Source organism: Chitinophaga arvensicola (assembly GCF_900110835.1).
Classification (GTDB): domain Bacteria; phylum Bacteroidota; class Bacteroidia; order Chitinophagales; family Chitinophagaceae; genus Chitinophaga; species Chitinophaga arvensicola.
This window is the reverse complement of record NZ_FOJG01000002.1, coordinates 2,043,899-2,059,515: the sequence shown is the minus strand read 5'-3', so window position 1 is coordinate 2,059,515 and position 15,617 is coordinate 2,043,899. Positions and strand designations below refer to the sequence as shown.

The following is a 15,617-nucleotide window of genomic DNA, read 5'->3' as shown; positions in this document are numbered from 1 at the left end:
TATGTCTGCTACTATCAAAAGTTTGCCCTGATTATCCCGGAAACAATGCAAACCATTCCGGACGGGAACGGATCAACACCGCAATGCCCCATATGAGTAATGCCATACCGAGTGCGCCCCAGGCTTTTTTATTTTTCCAGGACCAGCCCAGTAACATAGGTATTTCCCAATATTTGATGAGTACAAATACGAGCAGCCCACCCAGGCCCGTCCAGGCCAGGAGCAGCATACCCAGCTGCGAACCCGTCAGAATCGCGGCACAGAGAAATATCAATGTAAGCAGTTGTAGCCATATGTAGTTTTTGATGCCGCAGCGAACCAGGTCTTCGATGGACAGGAGTAAAAGGGCACCGGCCAGAAATACTGTCAGTACCAGTAAAGATTCCATGGGGATCACCGGCAATAGCAGCATTACCACCCATACTACCAGGGTTATAACTACGTAAGCGCCTACACGCTGGTCTTTTACTTTTACCTGGCTGGTAGCAAACGGAAAAATCAAACGGCTGAAAATACGTTCCATGCGACGCAAAGGAGGCAGGGTAAATACAGCGATCATCGCAGGTACCGCCACTTCATACCGGTACCAGCTATCGGGGCATTCCCGGATGACCCATAATATAGCCAGTGAAGTAATGATCGCCGGAACAGATACATACAGAAATGCCTTGAAGGGTTTATCCGCATGAGTGAAAGTATGCATGATCTCCTCTTTGTAGTGCCTGAAGAGATCCTTGCAGGTGAAAACCGCCGTCAGTTGCGCCCATGCCAGGAATAAACCGGCATGGATTACAATGGTCCGGATCACCAGGTCGGGTATCTGCGGCCCGAAATAAACGCCTGCAGCGCCGATGATAAACAGTTCCCAGGTAAGCATGCGGGGAGAGAACAGCCACCGGAAGGCGGGTGAGAAATACCTGATCAGCCATTTCAGTAAGCCGGGAATATATTTACCCAATAGCGTGATGAGTGCATACGCACCAATGAGTGCTGCCAGTCCAAGTAATAGCCGTGAAGCAGTGAATACGCCCCTCAGCGCCAGCAGGCGCGAGGGCTTCTTCATGGTGTATACCAGTTCCGTATTCGATAATAGTTCTGTTGCCAGCACATCGGCCTGTTGAGGAGTTAGCAGCGGAAGTTCCCGCTGATGTTCCTGCCAGAAATGCGCGGCCTGTGTGCTATCAGCATAGGTACTTAAGGTACCATATTGATAAAGAATAGTTTTTTGTCCGGGGGTAAGTGATTCCAGAATTTTTGCCAGGGCTGCATCTGTCGCCATTGTTGTCTGGCAGATGGTTAACAGGCATAACAAGACTTTTATGATACGCATAGATGGCATCAAAAATAGTCAAAATATCGGTTAATCCTTTATCCGTACATACCGGGCTTCTCCGCCGTCCATCAGTTCATTGCCGTTGATGTCGTAAGGATAAGAAGACATAAACAGGGTGTCCTGTACAATTGAAAATATAGACATGCTTTGTGCGTCTCCGAAACGGATCAGGTTTACGCGGTTCTTTTTATCGTAACGTGGATAATCGCTGCTTAAGTGAAAAATGCCACTATCGCCAATGGTGCCGGTGCCGTAATTTCTTTTGAAATGATTACCGGCAGAGAATTTCAGCAGGTTGCCATTGCCAGGGGCATGGTTTGAAGCAGGCCCCATGATGGAAGCAGAAAAAGTTAATTCCCAGGTACCTGTCAGCGGATCAGCAGAGGGGACGAATTTATCTTTTTTACAGCTTACAGCCATTAAGGTCAGCATCAACAAAGAAGTAAAAAATAGTTTCATAGACGAGCAATTTTTTAATGATTACGCTGTATAACGGCCCGTTACTGCGTAATGTTACAATCGGGATGGCAGGTAACAATTTCCGTGCTTTTTGTACCTTAGCCGAAATAAACATTTCACCATATGCCCCGAGCTTTTTTGGAACCCAACGGGATATTGATCCTGGTTTTGTTTGTCGCCGCCCTTAATAGCTGCTTACCTCACGAAAACCCGACGGCACCCGGCGCTGCACCACAGGAAGCAGCTACGCTGCCGGCGGATAATACGCCGGATACCGCTACCGCACAATCGTTGTATAATTATCTTGCGGGCAAAGCTATCGGGGATCTTGATAAAGATGGTATTGCAGATTCTGTAACTGTACAGCAGGATACCACAGATAATACGCATCCCTACCGGTTGCAGGTTTTCTTCGGACATGCGGATGGTACCTATACCTCCGTGGTGACGGCAGACCACGTGATTGAGGCTACGTATCCATTGGGCTCCGATGGAATGAATGAAGGGCACCGTTTCGATGAAGTGGTGATCAAAAAAGGTACGCTCGATATTCATACTTCCCTGATCCACTCCAATGTGCATCATATTTTCCGTTATCAGCACGGACATTTTGAGTTGATTGGTTTCAGCCAGGATCAATTGGAGGATATCAATACTGTATCAGAAGAACAGTACAATCTTTCTACCGGGCAATATATCCGCTACAAAGAAGCGCCTGATGGTACCGGTAAAAGTGAGGTGGAAAATCGCGTGATCCCGGTAAGTCCGTTGCCGGTACTGGATAATTTTGTGCCTTTCACCAGTAAGGGAGAGATTACCTATTGAGCTGTTTCCTTCGTTATTTTGAGTATCTTGTTTAAATGAGCCGCATTGGTTTCTCTTTTCACGTTAAAGGTCCATAATTTCTAAGCATCATGACAAATACGGCATTGCCGCCTGCCAGGAACAGCTGGGTAGATAATCTACGATCGTTTATTACTGTTTTGGTGGTGGCGCATCATTCGTCGCTCGCCTACACTACCTTTGCCTACTTCAATAAAGCCGCGTATATCGCTTCTACACATCCTGTTGTAGATGCTGCCAGATCCAGGGGACTGGATATCTTCGAGGATTTTAATGATGTTTTTTTTATGTCGCTGATGTTTCTGATCAGTGGGATTTTCGTGATGGGTAGTCTCCGGCAAAAAACCGTGGCCATCTTTATACGTGACAGATTTTACCGGTTGTTTATTCCGTTTATGATAGGTGTTACGATCCTGATGCTGCTGGCTTACTATCCCGCTTTTTACCTGGCCTACGGGCGGCATGATCTGAAAGCCTATGTAGTAGACTTCTTCACTGTTGAAGCCTGGCCTGTGGGACCGCCCTGGTTTATCTGGGTATTGTTTGTGTTCAACGTAATTTTTGCCGGCTGCTACCCGTTTGTGAAACGTGGTCTGCAACAGGCAGGGGAGTGGTTATCTTCACAGCAGCAACATCCGTGGCAGATTGGCCTGGGCTGGTTTATTTTCAGCTGGGTGCTTTATATACCGGTATTGTCCCTCGTATCGCCGGGCATCTGGACGGGCATCGGTCCTTTTGATTTCCAGGTAAGCCGGGTGCTGCTGTACTTCGGCTATTTTCTGCTGGGCATTATCATCGGGGCGCCAGGATTAAGCAATGGCATTTTTGGGGAAGATAGTGCTTTTGTAAAACGTTGGCCTTTCTGGGTAGTTGCCTGTGCCGGTGCCTATGCGATGCTGAAAGGCAGCGAGGCACCGTTAACCGACATGATTGCGCGTAAAGAAATCGGAGAATGGCCAGCCAACCTTATCTACAGGTCTATCTGGATTTTATCCTGTACACTGAGCAACATCGCCTTTTTAACTACTTTCAGAAGTATCTTGAATTACAGCAGCCGTTGGTGGAAATCCCTTTCTGCCAATGCTTATGGCATATACCTTGTCCACTATATTTTTGTGATCTGGTGCCAGTATGCGCTGCTGGACGCTCCTTTACCGGCGGTACTGAAGTTTTTTATCACTTTCCCCGTGTCACTAATCATCAGTTGGTGGATAACGAATCTGCTGAGGAAGAATCCTGTTGTTAAGAGGTATTTATAGAATGGTATACGCGTTTCTTTTTATTGTTAGCGTGCTCTTATAATCTTTTTTACGTCGCCGGGGAATGATGTGCGGAAGCGGCTTCCAAATTTTTCTTAATAAAAATTTGGAAGTTTAGAATTTATGCATACTTTTGCGCTCCCTTTAAACGATTCCCTAGCTCAGTTGGTAGAGCAATACACTTTTAATGTATGGGTCTTGGGTTCGAGTCCCAAGGGGATCACCATCAGGAGTAAAAGTAAATACTCTTACGTAATTAAAACCTTGTAGAAGCTGATTCTACAAGGTTTTTTTGTTTTTGGTGGTAAATGTGTAAAAGATAAGTAACGATAGAGAAATGAGCGTTGAGGTCAGCGGGATAATTAATAAGTTGCTAATATTTACTCAAGTAATTTGTTCAAAGCATTTTCTAACTGTTTTTTATCTGGCAGGTATAACTGATATTTAGCTAGCAACACTTTGTTCGTTATACTACTTGTCGCATATTCAACCAGGATATGATCTTTGTATGCACCTAATAATATTCCTACAGGTTCGTTATCGCCTTCAGATGCCTCTTCCTTTTTAAAATAGTCGAGATATAGATTCATTTGACCAATATCTGTATGATCAATTTCCCCTCTTTTTAAATCAATTAAAACAAAGCACTTTAAAATTCTGTGATAAAATAGTAGGTCAAGTCTGAAATGTTTGCCACCAATACTCATGCGGTATTGCCTGCCGATAAAGGCAAACCCTTTCCCTAATTCTAAGAGGAAGTGTTGAAGGTTATTAATGAGTTTTTCTTCTAATTCGCTTTCAAGATATAGGTGTTGTTCGGGAATATTTAAGAATTCCAATACAAATGGATCTTTCAATAAATCTTCAGCCTGCTGTACTTCGTGTCCTTCATTGGCCAGCCGTAAAATCCCTTCTTTGTCGGTACTTAAAGCGAGCCTATGAAAAAGCATGCTTTTCATTTGCCGTTTTAATTCCCTTACACTCCATTTTTCTTTTTCGGATTGTTTGGCATAAAAGCTAATTTCCAGATCTGAATCTGATTTGAGGATTTCAAAATAATGGCTCCATGTCAATTTGTGAGACAGCGTCTCACGTATTGGAAAGTTATTGTATAATTTTCTCATGTATAAAAGATTGGATCTGCTGAATCCTTTTCCGTAAGAGGTAGTGAGATCTTTGGATAGCTTGTCAAATAACTGGCTTCCGTATTCAGCTTTCTCGTTTCCTTTTTGTTCATATTCTACAATATATCGACCAATTTCCCAATAGGTATATACTAAAATAGTATTTATCTGCTGAGCTGCGTTTTCCCTCCCGGTGGCTAACAACTGTCCTATTCCGGAAACAAGTTGTTTGTATTTTTGTTCCAGTATTTCCATATGAAAAAGTTGCAAAGCAAATATACTTTAAGCGATGTTAATATAGTGGCTTTATTTTATATAAAATGAGTACAAGAACGGGTCCGCAAATGTATTTTAATATCTGGTATTATAGCGTATATAAGACTTTAAGTCAAAAAATAATGAGTTCGACTTCTGTACCACAGGGATCCCGAAAGCATGATACAATTCGAAAGAATGTATCGCGCTTTTTTGTTTGAATACCTTTTTACTCGTCTATTAATTCTCTATCCATCTCTTCAACAGTAGGTAGTTGTTTTCAAGCTGTCTGGTATAATTTCGGAGAGTTCAAAGGAACTTATACCTATAGGTTTATTCAAATCGCGCAGCGCATATTCCACTTCGGTTGATTCGAAGTTGTGATCCGCTTTTCCTTGTATTAAATGATGATTGGTTTTAATATTAATCTCGAGTTGCGTCATTGACCAAACATTTTTATGGGTCGCTTTAGGTGCATCGATTTATCGGCGCTGGATTTAAGGACTTACAGACAGCAATGCCTGTATATAGCATAGGAGAAAGTTCGATTTCTGTACCATAGGGATCACAAGCAAATTAGAAAGGCTTTAAGTCATGTAACTTGAAGCCTTTTTTAATTTTCTGTATTTAATATGAATTTTATTCAACTACCTCATTATAAACCTTAAGAGTGGTTCGAGTATCATGAGGTCAATTCTATTCTTAGACCTATAACTACCCCTTCGTCTCCAGTTTCAGTCATGCTGATGCTAAACCATTATCTTCGGCTGTCTTAATACAATCTGTTTTTACTTTATCTTCTTCACTTCTGTAAATTCCAGCCAGAAGCCATGCGTAATGGTAGGTGGGAGGAAGATACTGTTACCTGATTTTATTGCTTTGATGCTGGATTTTTGCAGGCAGGACTGAACGGTCGAAAGATCTGTTACCTTTAAAGTGACGCCTATGATGGGCCTTCCCTTAATTACCTGGTAGGACGGCGGCAGGATGTAGATTGTTCCTTCCGAAAGTAAGCCGATCTTCGCATTTACGTTCACTCCATGAAAGTTTACCTGTTTCTGTTGCAATGGCACTCCCAGGGTCTGCAACACATTTTTGTAATCATCTGTATGGGTGGGGGCCAGCCAAACAGCTATCAGGCCCCAGGCAGTATTAGGGTGCGCAAAATGTTCCGGTTTATCTGTCGGTGAAAGGTTACGACGGCCAATAAACAGGGGATGCAATGAGGATGACAGAGCAAAGGACACTGCGTTGTTATCAGCTTCGAGATGCTTATAGGCGGTAGCTAATTGCTTTTCCACTGCCGGAATATTTTTGCTGAATAACCCGATGAACGCCGGTCCCTCTGCTGTTTTTAGCATATTGCAGTATTCAGTCGATAGCTCATCTTTGGCAGTGTCTGCCGTGATCAGCTCCAGTTCAGTACCATCCTGAAATTTGATATGCTGGTTTCTGATACTATTGGGGTGACGCCTTCCTGGTTTGATTGAGAAGCCAATCAATTTATAGAAAGCTGCAACATTATCGGGGTTATGAACCACTACAGGGATATGATCGAGTCCTGTAATAAGGACTGATCTGGTTTGGCTATGGCCAGGCTTAAGATTTAAAAGAATACATAGAGTGAGGATTAATCTTCTCATAAGGATGGTATAAATGTATATTAAATATTCCTCTGTAACAGGGTAAATATTAAATTGTGCTAACCGTTACTAACCTTAAATGCTATGCTTTGTTGCGTTTGATCAATGTTAGGTGGTGTTAGATGGAGCCGCATAATTTCGTTTGTATCATCATATAATGACTCTTATACTATCAGAAGGTTACATAAATGGCAATTTCAAGCACTACAATTTCTTATCGTTTGGGCAATTGCTTATGTAGAATGCGAACAATACGGTTATATACTATTTCCAGTTTCGCCCAGGAGTTTCCCCCGCTTGTATTCACGAACACAATAACTACGGTGTCAATATCCTTATAATAGCGTGCAATGCTTGAATAACCAGGTAACAAGCCGGTATGTTCGTACGCATAGATCGAAGAATAAATGGCCTGTTCATCCCCATTAAGTAATGATGAATCATTCAACGCCCTCAGAAAAATTCCAACATCCTGCGCCGTTGCAACCATCGATCCACCAGGGGATACAAAATTTTGTGTTTTTAAATCTCCGTTATATCCAATATAGTACCCGCTGACCATTTCTTTTAAGTCCACTTCATTAAGCAGGCCATAAGTGTGGGTTAGACCAAGAGGATCCAATATTTCCTTTTTTATATATTGGCGATGGCTGTATCCTAATGTTTTATCGAGAATATCACCAATTAACAGATAATTTGTATTGGAGTAACGGTAACGACTGTCCGGTTTAAAATCGGCTGGTTTATCTAATACCAGCTTTAGAAACCCGTTGGCGTCCGCCGGCAGTTTGTCCCACGGAAGCTTGGGTGAGTCAATAAAATCCGGGATACCACTTCGATGTTGAAGTAACATTCTCAGTGTAATCTGGTCTGCGTTTTCAATTCTTCCCGCAAATTCAGGCAAATACGCAGCAAGTGTTTTATCCAGCGACAAACGCTTGTTATTTACCAATTTGGCGGCAGCGGCCGCGATATATAACTTGCTGATACTGCCAATTTTGAATAATGCGTGCGGATCGGCTTTAACTTTATGCTCTCTGTTTTTCCAACCGGCAGCATAAAATTCAGGATTGCTTCCTTTTGTATCTATATAAACAATAATGCCGTCGAAAGTACGACCAATTGCCTTGTCAACTTGTTCCTGAACAGTATCTGGTAGCGGTGTTGCCCATAACCATACCGCTTCCCAGGGTATAAATACGACTGAGCAGATTACCGCAACGATTGGCATAACTATACTAAGTAATCGCTTTGTATGTTTCATTTTTAAATTTATGAAGATGACCTATATCGCCAACATCACGATAGCTTAGTAAGTGCAGGAAAACTGCTCCTGTTATTCTCAGGTGGCTTGGAATCTTTTGGACCAGTTTTCTAATGGTTAATATAGAAATATTTTGAGTATAAAAATTGATTATTTGTATGCATTTGGCATTGGCCAAAACCGCTTTCTCAATACATTTTACCCCGGATGGGCTAATATAGTATCGAAAATATGCAAGCCAAGTACTTTTATTTATAACAAAGATTAGATATGTTTAGGGAACTGTAGTTCCTTATTTCTATAAAGCTTTTTCATATTCCCGTTTTGAAATTAAAATCCACATCTATGACCAACGATAAAATTAACAAAGGTGCGCTGTTTACCGGTAGTTGTTTTGCTTTAATTACCACTGCCTTTACCTTCTCTATCCGGGCAGGTATTTTACCTCAACTTGGTATTCAGTTTAAACTTACCGCAGAGCAACTGGGGTTTATTAACCTCATGTTCTTTTTAGGTTTTCCTATTTCAATGATCATTGGCGGTTTGGTATATCATTCTTTTGGTCCGAAAAGAATTATGCAGGTAGCATTTGTTACACATACTATTGGCATTCTGATGACTATATTTTCTGGCGGATATGCCAGCCTCCTGGTATCCACGCTGTTCATCGGGTTTGGTAACGGATGTACGGAAGCAGCCTGCAACCCTTTGATCGCAGATGCCTATGCTGGTCGTGATATGAATAAGATGCTGAACAGATTCCACATGTGGTTCCCCGGAGGAATTGTGATCGGATCACTGATCTCCAAGTTTATGACTGATCTTCATTTCGGATGGCAGGCGCAGATGTGGGTGACGATGGTGCCCACTGTTATATATGCTGTTTTGTTTTATGGGAAAACTTTTGTGGTAAGAAAAGAAGAGGTCAGGGGCTCCCTTTCACAGCATTTCTTAGCGATGCTTAGCCCGCTGTATATATTCCTGTTTATTTGTATGGCCTTTACCGCCATTACAGAGTTTGGCCCCAATCAGTGGGTAAGTGTTATTATGAGTAATAGCGGCGCCAGTCCTATGTTGATCCTTGCCCTTACCACCGGGTTGATGGCATTGGGAAGATTTTTTGCCGGTCCGGTAGTTGGCATGTTGGGCCAAACGGGCGTGCTGTTGGTGTCAGCTATCCTGGCCACTATTGGTATCTATATGTTTAGTACCGTAACAGGGCCGCTCGCATATGTGGCTACTGTTATATTCGCCGTGGGGGTATGTTATTTCTGGCCGGTGATGGTAGGTACGGTGGCACAGCGGGTGCCTGGAAGCGGTGCTTTAGGAATGTCCATTATTGGTGGAATAGGGATGTTCTCGACAGCGATTTTTCAACCATTTATTGGAAGCTGGATAGATGCAGCAAGGATAGAAAAAGCCTCTGAGGGTCTTACGGGTGGAGCGCTGGAGCTGGCTGCAGGCCAGGCCACCCTGGTAAATATGATCACTTTCCCGGTTATACTGATCGTCTTGTTTACCTTTTTATTCTTTTGGCAAAGAAAGGCAGTTGTGGCGCCTGGAGGAATAGAAGCACATTAACAGGTAAGGTGCCTTATGTACCAAATCCACTGAATAGCGAGTTCAATTGCCGTACCACACAGATCACAATAACATACAAAAAACCGCCGTACCAGCGGTTTTTTGTATGTTAGGCTATAAAGCCGCACAGAATTTTCCGGAATCACTTCGCTCTATAAGAAAGGAACTATTGTGCGATACTTCTCACTATAAGTCTTCCCGGTAAGAGATCTTATCCACGATCAGCCATTTCCCGTCTAACTTTACCAGGTTAAACCGGTCAATGAACCGAAACGTAGCAAAAGTCAACTGCACCTGGGCAGACCCGGTATCTCCATCCCAGGTATAGGAAAGGAGTTCGGGCTGGCATTCCTGTAATGTAGCCTGCGCCACCAGCTCCAGGTATTGCGGCAGTGTCCATTGAACCAACTTGCCGTCTATGACGGTCCTGATATACGCATCGGCGTAAAACGCCCTCCGGAGCCTATCGATGTCTTTTACCGGACGCCCTTGAAGATAATCATTAAGAGTAAGTAGGATCAAATGCTTTTCCTCTTCCAGGCTACTTTTGCTTGCTGCAGTTTTCATGATTTTTTTAAAACTTTGGTGATTGTTCAATTGTAAAACCCTTGCTGTAAATGTGCTGTGGGGATCGGGATGATCCATAGGATTTCCTTTGCACTAGTGACTGCATATGGTTTTCATGATATGAAGGTATGGCCTCCCGCTGTTTACCGGTTGGTGTTATCAAATGAATAATTGTGAATTTCAAAGAATTGGAGGCAGGAAGCCATCTTTCAGTAAATTATTCAAAACAAAAAGCAAAGTTTCTCCTTTAGCATTCAGACAGTCCTTTAATTGATCCTGGCCTGATGAATGTGCCTCATATTTTATTTCGGGTTAATAAAAAAATACTTATTTTAACAGCATCATCCCGCCAATTTTCAACACTAAACAAGCGTATCTGGTACCTGATGCAGGAACATATTAAAAATATTATAGATGATGATCCGGTGGCTTTCGAAACGGTATTTAAACTAAGTCACAAAAAAATATACGCCTACTATATTAAGAAAACTGCCTCTACTGAATTAGCAGATGAACTGACACAACTGGCCTTTATAAAACTTTGGCGCTTCCGGCATACACTGACAGCGGATATCAGCCTGGATATACAATTGTTCCGGATTGCCAAAACAACGCTCCTGGATCATTTTAAAAAAGTAGCTACAGAAGAAAGGAATCTGAGATCATATTACCGGGATCATGCCCCGGATACCGCCGTTTCACCAGTCACTTATGAAGCAAACGAGCAACTTTCGGCTATATTGGACCGTTTGCCGCCCACGCGCAGACAGGTATTCATCCTGAGCAGGATAGAAGGGTACAGCTATGCGGAGATAGCAGCCCGCCTCTCGATTTCCCCCCGCACAGTGGAAAAACACATCTCACTGGCATTAAAACAACTGGGTGGTTATGCGGGCGCCACCATTGTCATTTGCCTCGCGCATCATATTTCTTAAATTTTTTTTTATTGATTACGGGTATCTGTTAAGTACGATCGTATTAGGAGGTGAGATATGAATATAACCGATCAACTGCTGGATAAATATTTTAAAGGCCAATGCACGCCGGAAGAGCAACAAGCGATAAATTCGTTTTTATGCGAGGTAGATCTGCTACCCGATCACCTGCTCACCAAAGAAGAATGGGATGCTGTGGAAGATGCACCGTTATCACAGGAAAAGACTGATCAACTTTTTGCAGCGATAGCAGCAAACACCTTCCCCAAAGTAAGGCGGTTGCACTGGCTCAGATATGCGGCAGCAGCGGCGGTTATTATTGTATTGATAGCTGTAGGTACTTTCCTGTTTATGAAAACGCGGCCAATTCCTAAAATCGCACAAAATGAAAAAAATCAAAAAGAAGAAGCCCACGTAGCACAGTGGAAATCTACCTATAACTATGGTAATAAAAATGTGGCAGTCGTATTGCCCGATAGCTCAGAAATAAAAGTACATCCCGGAGCTGAAATCAGCTATGCAAGGGATTTTGCCAAAAAGAAGAGGGAGGTCTACTTAAAAGGAAGCGCCTATTTTAATGTATCACCCGATAAGCAGCGTCCCTTCATTGTATATGCCGGAGGGATTTCCACCACCGTGTTGGGAACTTCCTTTACCATTACAGCTATAGAAGGAGGCGGTACTATCAGTGTAAAGCTACACACAGGGAAAGTGCTGGTACAAAACATTTCCTCGGCCACAGCAATGCCTTCCTTTAGTAAGGTGCTGACGGCAGGAGAGGCGCTGGTCCTTAATAAAGCAACCGGAGAAGTGAAGGTAGTAGCAAAGCAGGCAGCTATTCCACTCATGGATTCCCTATCCATCAATTTTATGCAGACGCCTTTGCCAGATGTCTTTTATAAGCTGGAACAACACTATAAAGTGAAGATAAACTGCGATGAAGCAGCCATAAAAACAATGTTTTTTACAGGAACAATAGACCTACAAATTCCACTTGACCAGGTATTGAAAGACGTAACAGAAGTGAACAAATTAACAGCTATCAAGACCGACGACGGTTTCCTGATTAAAAAATAATTAGTGCCAATTGAAATTTGCATTTACCCCATTCGGGGGGAAGGGGCTTCTATTGCCCGAAAACCAAAATAAATTCAACACTATGCAAAAAAGAATTACAAAAAAATTGTTTTTCAGTTTGTTTTTCATACTGGTCTGTACCGCCATGGTACAGGCACAAACGCCCGAGATTGCAGGCGTTGTGAAGGATGAAACAGGCACGCCATTAATATCTGCCACTGTTACAGTGACTTCCAAAAACGATCCACAAAAGAAAAAATCAGCACTAACAAATACCGAGGGAAAGTTTGCTATTACAGACCTGGTGCCGGGATCTCCTTACCAGATCAGCGTTTCTTATATTGGTTATAAAACCTGGTCGATCGATAATTTTATGCTGAAACCGGCAGAACAGTCTTCGCTGATCATCAGTCTTAAAACAAATGCCGAACTCGGAGAAGTAGTGGTATTGGGCTATGGTAAGAGCAGCAAGCGGAATCTGTTGCAGAGTGTAAGCACCATGAAAGGAAAAGATGTGGTGGAAGTCCCCGCCGCCACATTAGCCCAAACCCTTGCAGGACGGGTTCCCGGCCTGGTTATTACCCAGTCCGGCGGAAAACCCGGTAAATCGTCGAGTATACGCGTACGTGCCTACGATGGATTCGGCCCCGCCAAACCCCCTTTATTTGTGATTGATGGCGTGATCTCAGATCAGTTTGCCTTCGATGGCCTCGATGCTTCTGAAGTGGACAATATATCCGTGCTGAAAGACGGCGCCTCCGCCTCGGCTTATGGCGTACGTGGTGCCAACGGCGTTATCGTGGTAACCACAAAAAAAGGGATCACCGGACCGCCCCAGATAAATGTGATCTCCAGCTACAGTATCAATGAACCCACTATACAGCCTAAAACACTGAGTGCTTACGATGAAGCGCTGTTCCAGAACGATATTCTGAAGCAGATAAATCCTACCGGCTATCTCTCAGATTCCAGGTATTATACGAACGACGAAGTAGAATACTGGAAAACCCATAATGTTGATCTGCTGAAGAAATACTATAAGCGCCCCACCGAATACCGAACTACCGCCAATATATCCGGCGCCAGTGACAAGATTAATTATTTTGTCAGCGGATCCTTTTATAAAGGAACCGGTTCATTTGATAATATCGACTATCAAAAGTATAACATCCGCGCTAAGATGGATGCTAAAATTACCAGGGATCTTAATATAGGATTGAATCTTACCACAGATATCAGGAACGATCAGAAACCTTATTGGGAGTATGACTATGATAATGATGATATGCCGGATTTATATAAAGGCCTGCTGACCAGGGGTAAAATGGCCCCCGATTATGTGGATTTCAATGGTAAAAGCTATCCCGTAGGTACGCTGATGGCGTGGCACCCGGGAGAAGTGATCAACGGGAATACAGGATATAATCGTAAAAAGTGGAGCAACTACCAGGCAATGGTGGATGTAAACTATAACTTGTCATCCCTGGTAGATGGACTAAAACTCAGGGCTACCTACGCCAACTATACCCGCCACGATTTCCGTAAAACGCTTAATTTACCTTATAATCTCTATATCACTAACCGGTTTGGCGACAACAATCATCTCGTTGGAGATGAAATAGATTTTACCCGCACCAAGCAACGGAACGATGGAAACGCGATTAACGAAACTTATAATGCCGGATCGTTTTACCAGTTGAATTTCTATATCAATTATGATAAATCATTCGGGAAACATAATATTTCCGCTACGGCGATGTATGAGCAAAGTGAAACCAACAATGATGCGTTTAATGCCAGGAACCAGTTTGTCCTTTCCCGGAAGCTTGATCAGTTAAGTCTCGCCAGCAGCGACCCCTTGAACTATAGTGTTGGCGGCAGTGAGTTCGATGATGGCCGTTTAGCAGCATTCGGTCGTTTGAGCTATAACTATGCCGGCAAATATCTCGTGGAAGGATCTTTTCGATACGAGGGATCAAGATATTTTATTCCAAGTAATCGTTATGCCCTGTTCCCGGCAGTATCTGTAGGCTGGCGCATCAGCGACGAACCCTTTTTTAAAGACAAGATCTCCTTTGTAAATGATTTCAAATTCAGAGCTTCCTTTGGTATGACAGGCGAAGAGCCTAATCTGAATGCAGATGGTTCACAAAACACCACCTTACAATGGGAGCAGTATTACCGGAAAGTGCCAGGTGCCATCTTTGGCAATATCTCCAATGGCATTTCGCTGGGGGCATATCCTAATGCCGATATTACATGGGCCAAAAAACAGGCCATCGACATCGGCTTCGATGCCAGCTTGTTCAATAACAGTGTAAATATTTCTGCTACACGCTTTATGACTAAAAGAAATGATATCCTCGGTGATATCGGCGCCAGTGTCCCAACTACCTGGGGCGCTACCTATCCGCTTGTAAATTTTGGCGCTATGGAATCCAAAGGTTATGAAATAAGCGTGGATTACAGGAAGTCAATCACTAAGGATGTTGCATTTAACGCAGGCTTTAATTACAGTTACGCTGTAAACAAACAGGTACGTATCAATCAGGCCCAGAATATCAGGGACTATCAGAATCAACTCGGGCGGCCACAAGGAGGCATAATGGGCTACATCGCCACAGATATCCTCCGTACACAGGCAGATATTGACGCCCTGCCACCAGGCTACACTATTAACGGTGCAGTGCCAAAACTGGGGATGCTTAACTTCAGAGACATACGCGGTGCTACGTCCGATAAACCGGATGGTAAAATTGACGTAAATGACCAGGAATTTATTGCTAAATATTCTTCCCCGCCATCTACTTACAATCTGAATCTTGGTGCTACCTGGAAATCGTTTAGCATAGACCTCCTGATTCAGGGTACCGGTAATTACTACAAAATGCGCGCACAAGTGTTGAATAGTGCGCAATGGCTTACCCAGGAATCAGGAAGTGCTACATTCTGGAAAGATCACTGGACTCCGGAAAATCCAAACGGGAAATACCCCATCTATGTAGATGAGGGAGGAGGAGGCAGCGCATCCACCTTCTGGCTGGATAATGCTTCTTTTATCCGGCTTAAAAATCTTAACCTGGGATGGTCTGTGCCTTTGCAAAAAAACAAATCGGCCTTTAAAAGTGTCCGCCTGTTTTTGAATGGTTCCAACCTGTTTCTCCTGAAAGACCACATCAAAGTATATGACCCTGAAGCCCAGAGCCTGGTGTCGTATCCGCTGAACCGCAATTATACTTTTGGTGTAAATGTTACCTTATAAAAATCACAATTCTTC

General features: G+C 43.2%; 12 protein-coding genes and 1 tRNA gene. 7 read left to right on the top strand and 6 right to left on the bottom strand.

Going from position 1 to position 15,617, the window contains the following annotated elements:
• Nucleotides 1-31: 31 nt before the first annotated feature.
• Nucleotides 32-1,330 (bottom strand): hypothetical protein, encoded by a 1,299-nt coding sequence (locus BMW79_RS25630; protein WP_143059269.1) that lies wholly within the window; start codon nucleotides 1,328-1,330, stop codon nucleotides 32-34.
• A 30-nt stretch (nucleotides 1,331-1,360) separates the two neighbouring features.
• On the bottom strand, nucleotides 1,361-1,792 hold the full coding sequence (locus BMW79_RS25625) for a hypothetical protein (protein WP_089899818.1): 432 nt from the start codon (nucleotides 1,790-1,792) through the stop codon (nucleotides 1,361-1,363).
• Between the two features lie 123 nt (nucleotides 1,793-1,915).
• On the opposite strand from BMW79_RS25625, the gene BMW79_RS25620 reads away from it, so the two are divergent.
• The 3 genes from BMW79_RS25620 to BMW79_RS25610 all read left to right on the top strand — a co-directional run bounded on the left by BMW79_RS25620 (nucleotide 1,916) and on the right by BMW79_RS25610 (nucleotide 4,120).
• Nucleotides 1,916-2,617 (top strand): hypothetical protein, encoded by a 702-nt coding sequence (locus tag BMW79_RS25620; protein WP_089899815.1) that lies wholly within the window; start codon nucleotides 1,916-1,918, stop codon nucleotides 2,615-2,617.
• 89 nt (nucleotides 2,618-2,706) lie between these two features.
• Nucleotides 2,707-3,894, top strand: coding sequence for an acyltransferase family protein (locus tag BMW79_RS25615; RefSeq protein ID WP_089899812.1), 1,188 nt, complete (start codon nucleotides 2,707-2,709; stop codon nucleotides 3,892-3,894).
• A gap of 150 nt (nucleotides 3,895-4,044) precedes the next feature.
• Nucleotides 4,045-4,120, top strand: a tRNA-Lys gene (locus BMW79_RS25610).
• A 154-nt stretch (nucleotides 4,121-4,274) separates the two neighbouring features.
• Here BMW79_RS25610 and BMW79_RS25605 read toward each other — a convergent pair.
• The 3 genes from BMW79_RS25605 to BMW79_RS25590 all read right to left on the bottom strand — a co-directional run bounded on the left by BMW79_RS25605 (nucleotide 4,275) and on the right by BMW79_RS25590 (nucleotide 8,180).
• Nucleotides 4,275-5,273 (bottom strand): PDDEXK nuclease domain-containing protein, encoded by a 999-nt coding sequence (locus BMW79_RS25605; RefSeq protein WP_089899809.1) that lies wholly within the window; start codon nucleotides 5,271-5,273, stop codon nucleotides 4,275-4,277.
• A 788-nt stretch (nucleotides 5,274-6,061) separates the two neighbouring features.
• Nucleotides 6,062-6,916, bottom strand: a complete 855-nt coding sequence (locus tag BMW79_RS25595; protein WP_089899804.1) for a VOC family protein — start codon at nucleotides 6,914-6,916, stop codon at nucleotides 6,062-6,064.
• 214 nt (nucleotides 6,917-7,130) lie between these two features.
• Complete coding sequence (locus BMW79_RS25590; protein WP_089899800.1) at nucleotides 7,131-8,180, bottom strand: serine hydrolase domain-containing protein; 1,050 nt, start codon at nucleotides 8,178-8,180, stop codon at nucleotides 7,131-7,133.
• A 345-nt stretch (nucleotides 8,181-8,525) separates the two neighbouring features.
• Here BMW79_RS25590 and BMW79_RS25585 point away from each other — a divergent pair, with 345 nt between their 5' ends.
• Nucleotides 8,526-9,761, top strand: coding sequence for an MFS transporter (locus BMW79_RS25585; protein ID WP_089899797.1), 1,236 nt, complete (start codon nucleotides 8,526-8,528; stop codon nucleotides 9,759-9,761).
• Between the two features lie 186 nt (nucleotides 9,762-9,947).
• Here the strand turns inward: BMW79_RS25585 and BMW79_RS25580 are convergent, their stop codons facing one another.
• Nucleotides 9,948-10,328, bottom strand: a complete 381-nt coding sequence (locus BMW79_RS25580) for a nuclear transport factor 2 family protein (protein ID WP_177192331.1) — start codon at nucleotides 10,326-10,328, stop codon at nucleotides 9,948-9,950.
• A 386-nt stretch (nucleotides 10,329-10,714) separates the two neighbouring features.
• Between BMW79_RS25580 and BMW79_RS25575 the strand changes: the two genes are divergently transcribed.
• The 3 genes from BMW79_RS25575 to BMW79_RS25565 all read left to right on the top strand — a co-directional run bounded on the left by BMW79_RS25575 (nucleotide 10,715) and on the right by BMW79_RS25565 (nucleotide 15,602).
• The gene (locus BMW79_RS25575; RefSeq protein ID WP_177192330.1) at nucleotides 10,715-11,263 is read left to right on the top strand and encodes an RNA polymerase sigma factor; all 549 of its coding nucleotides are present in this window, start codon (nucleotides 10,715-10,717) and stop codon (nucleotides 11,261-11,263) included.
• Between the two features lie 57 nt (nucleotides 11,264-11,320).
• Nucleotides 11,321-12,340 (top strand): FecR family protein, encoded by a 1,020-nt coding sequence (locus tag BMW79_RS25570; RefSeq protein WP_089899786.1) that lies wholly within the window; start codon nucleotides 11,321-11,323, stop codon nucleotides 12,338-12,340.
• 82 nt (nucleotides 12,341-12,422) lie between these two features.
• The gene (locus BMW79_RS25565) at nucleotides 12,423-15,602 is read left to right on the top strand and encodes a SusC/RagA family TonB-linked outer membrane protein (RefSeq protein ID WP_089899783.1); all 3,180 of its coding nucleotides are present in this window, start codon (nucleotides 12,423-12,425) and stop codon (nucleotides 15,600-15,602) included.
• Nucleotides 15,603-15,617 lie beyond the last annotated feature (15 nt).

Excerpts from the sequence above, each read along its gene's own strand:
- BMW79_RS25630 (WP_143059269.1), bottom strand. The coding sequence starts at position 1,330 with ATGCGTATCATAAAAGTCTTGTTATGCCTGTTAACCATCTGCCAGACA.
- BMW79_RS25625 (WP_089899818.1), bottom strand. The coding sequence starts at position 1,792 with ATGAAACTATTTTTTACTTCTTTGTTGATGCTGACCTTAATGGCTGTA.
- BMW79_RS25620 (WP_089899815.1), top strand. The coding sequence starts at position 1,916 with ATGCCCCGAGCTTTTTTGGAACCCAACGGGATATTGATCCTGGTTTTG.
- BMW79_RS25615 (WP_089899812.1), top strand. The coding sequence starts at position 2,707 with ATGACAAATACGGCATTGCCGCCTGCCAGGAACAGCTGGGTAGATAAT.
- BMW79_RS25605 (WP_089899809.1), bottom strand. The coding sequence starts at position 5,273 with ATGGAAATACTGGAACAAAAATACAAACAACTTGTTTCCGGAATAGGA.
- BMW79_RS25595 (WP_089899804.1), bottom strand. The coding sequence starts at position 6,916 with ATGAGAAGATTAATCCTCACTCTATGTATTCTTTTAAATCTTAAGCCT.
- BMW79_RS25590 (WP_089899800.1), bottom strand. The coding sequence starts at position 8,180 with ATGAAACATACAAAGCGATTACTTAGTATAGTTATGCCAATCGTTGCG.
- BMW79_RS25585 (WP_089899797.1), top strand. The coding sequence starts at position 8,526 with ATGACCAACGATAAAATTAACAAAGGTGCGCTGTTTACCGGTAGTTGT.
- BMW79_RS25580 (WP_177192331.1), bottom strand. The coding sequence starts at position 10,328 with ATGAAAACTGCAGCAAGCAAAAGTAGCCTGGAAGAGGAAAAGCATTTG.
- BMW79_RS25575 (WP_177192330.1), top strand. The coding sequence starts at position 10,715 with ATGCAGGAACATATTAAAAATATTATAGATGATGATCCGGTGGCTTTC.
- BMW79_RS25570 (WP_089899786.1), top strand. The coding sequence starts at position 11,321 with ATGAATATAACCGATCAACTGCTGGATAAATATTTTAAAGGCCAATGC.
- BMW79_RS25565 (WP_089899783.1), top strand. The coding sequence starts at position 12,423 with ATGCAAAAAAGAATTACAAAAAAATTGTTTTTCAGTTTGTTTTTCATA.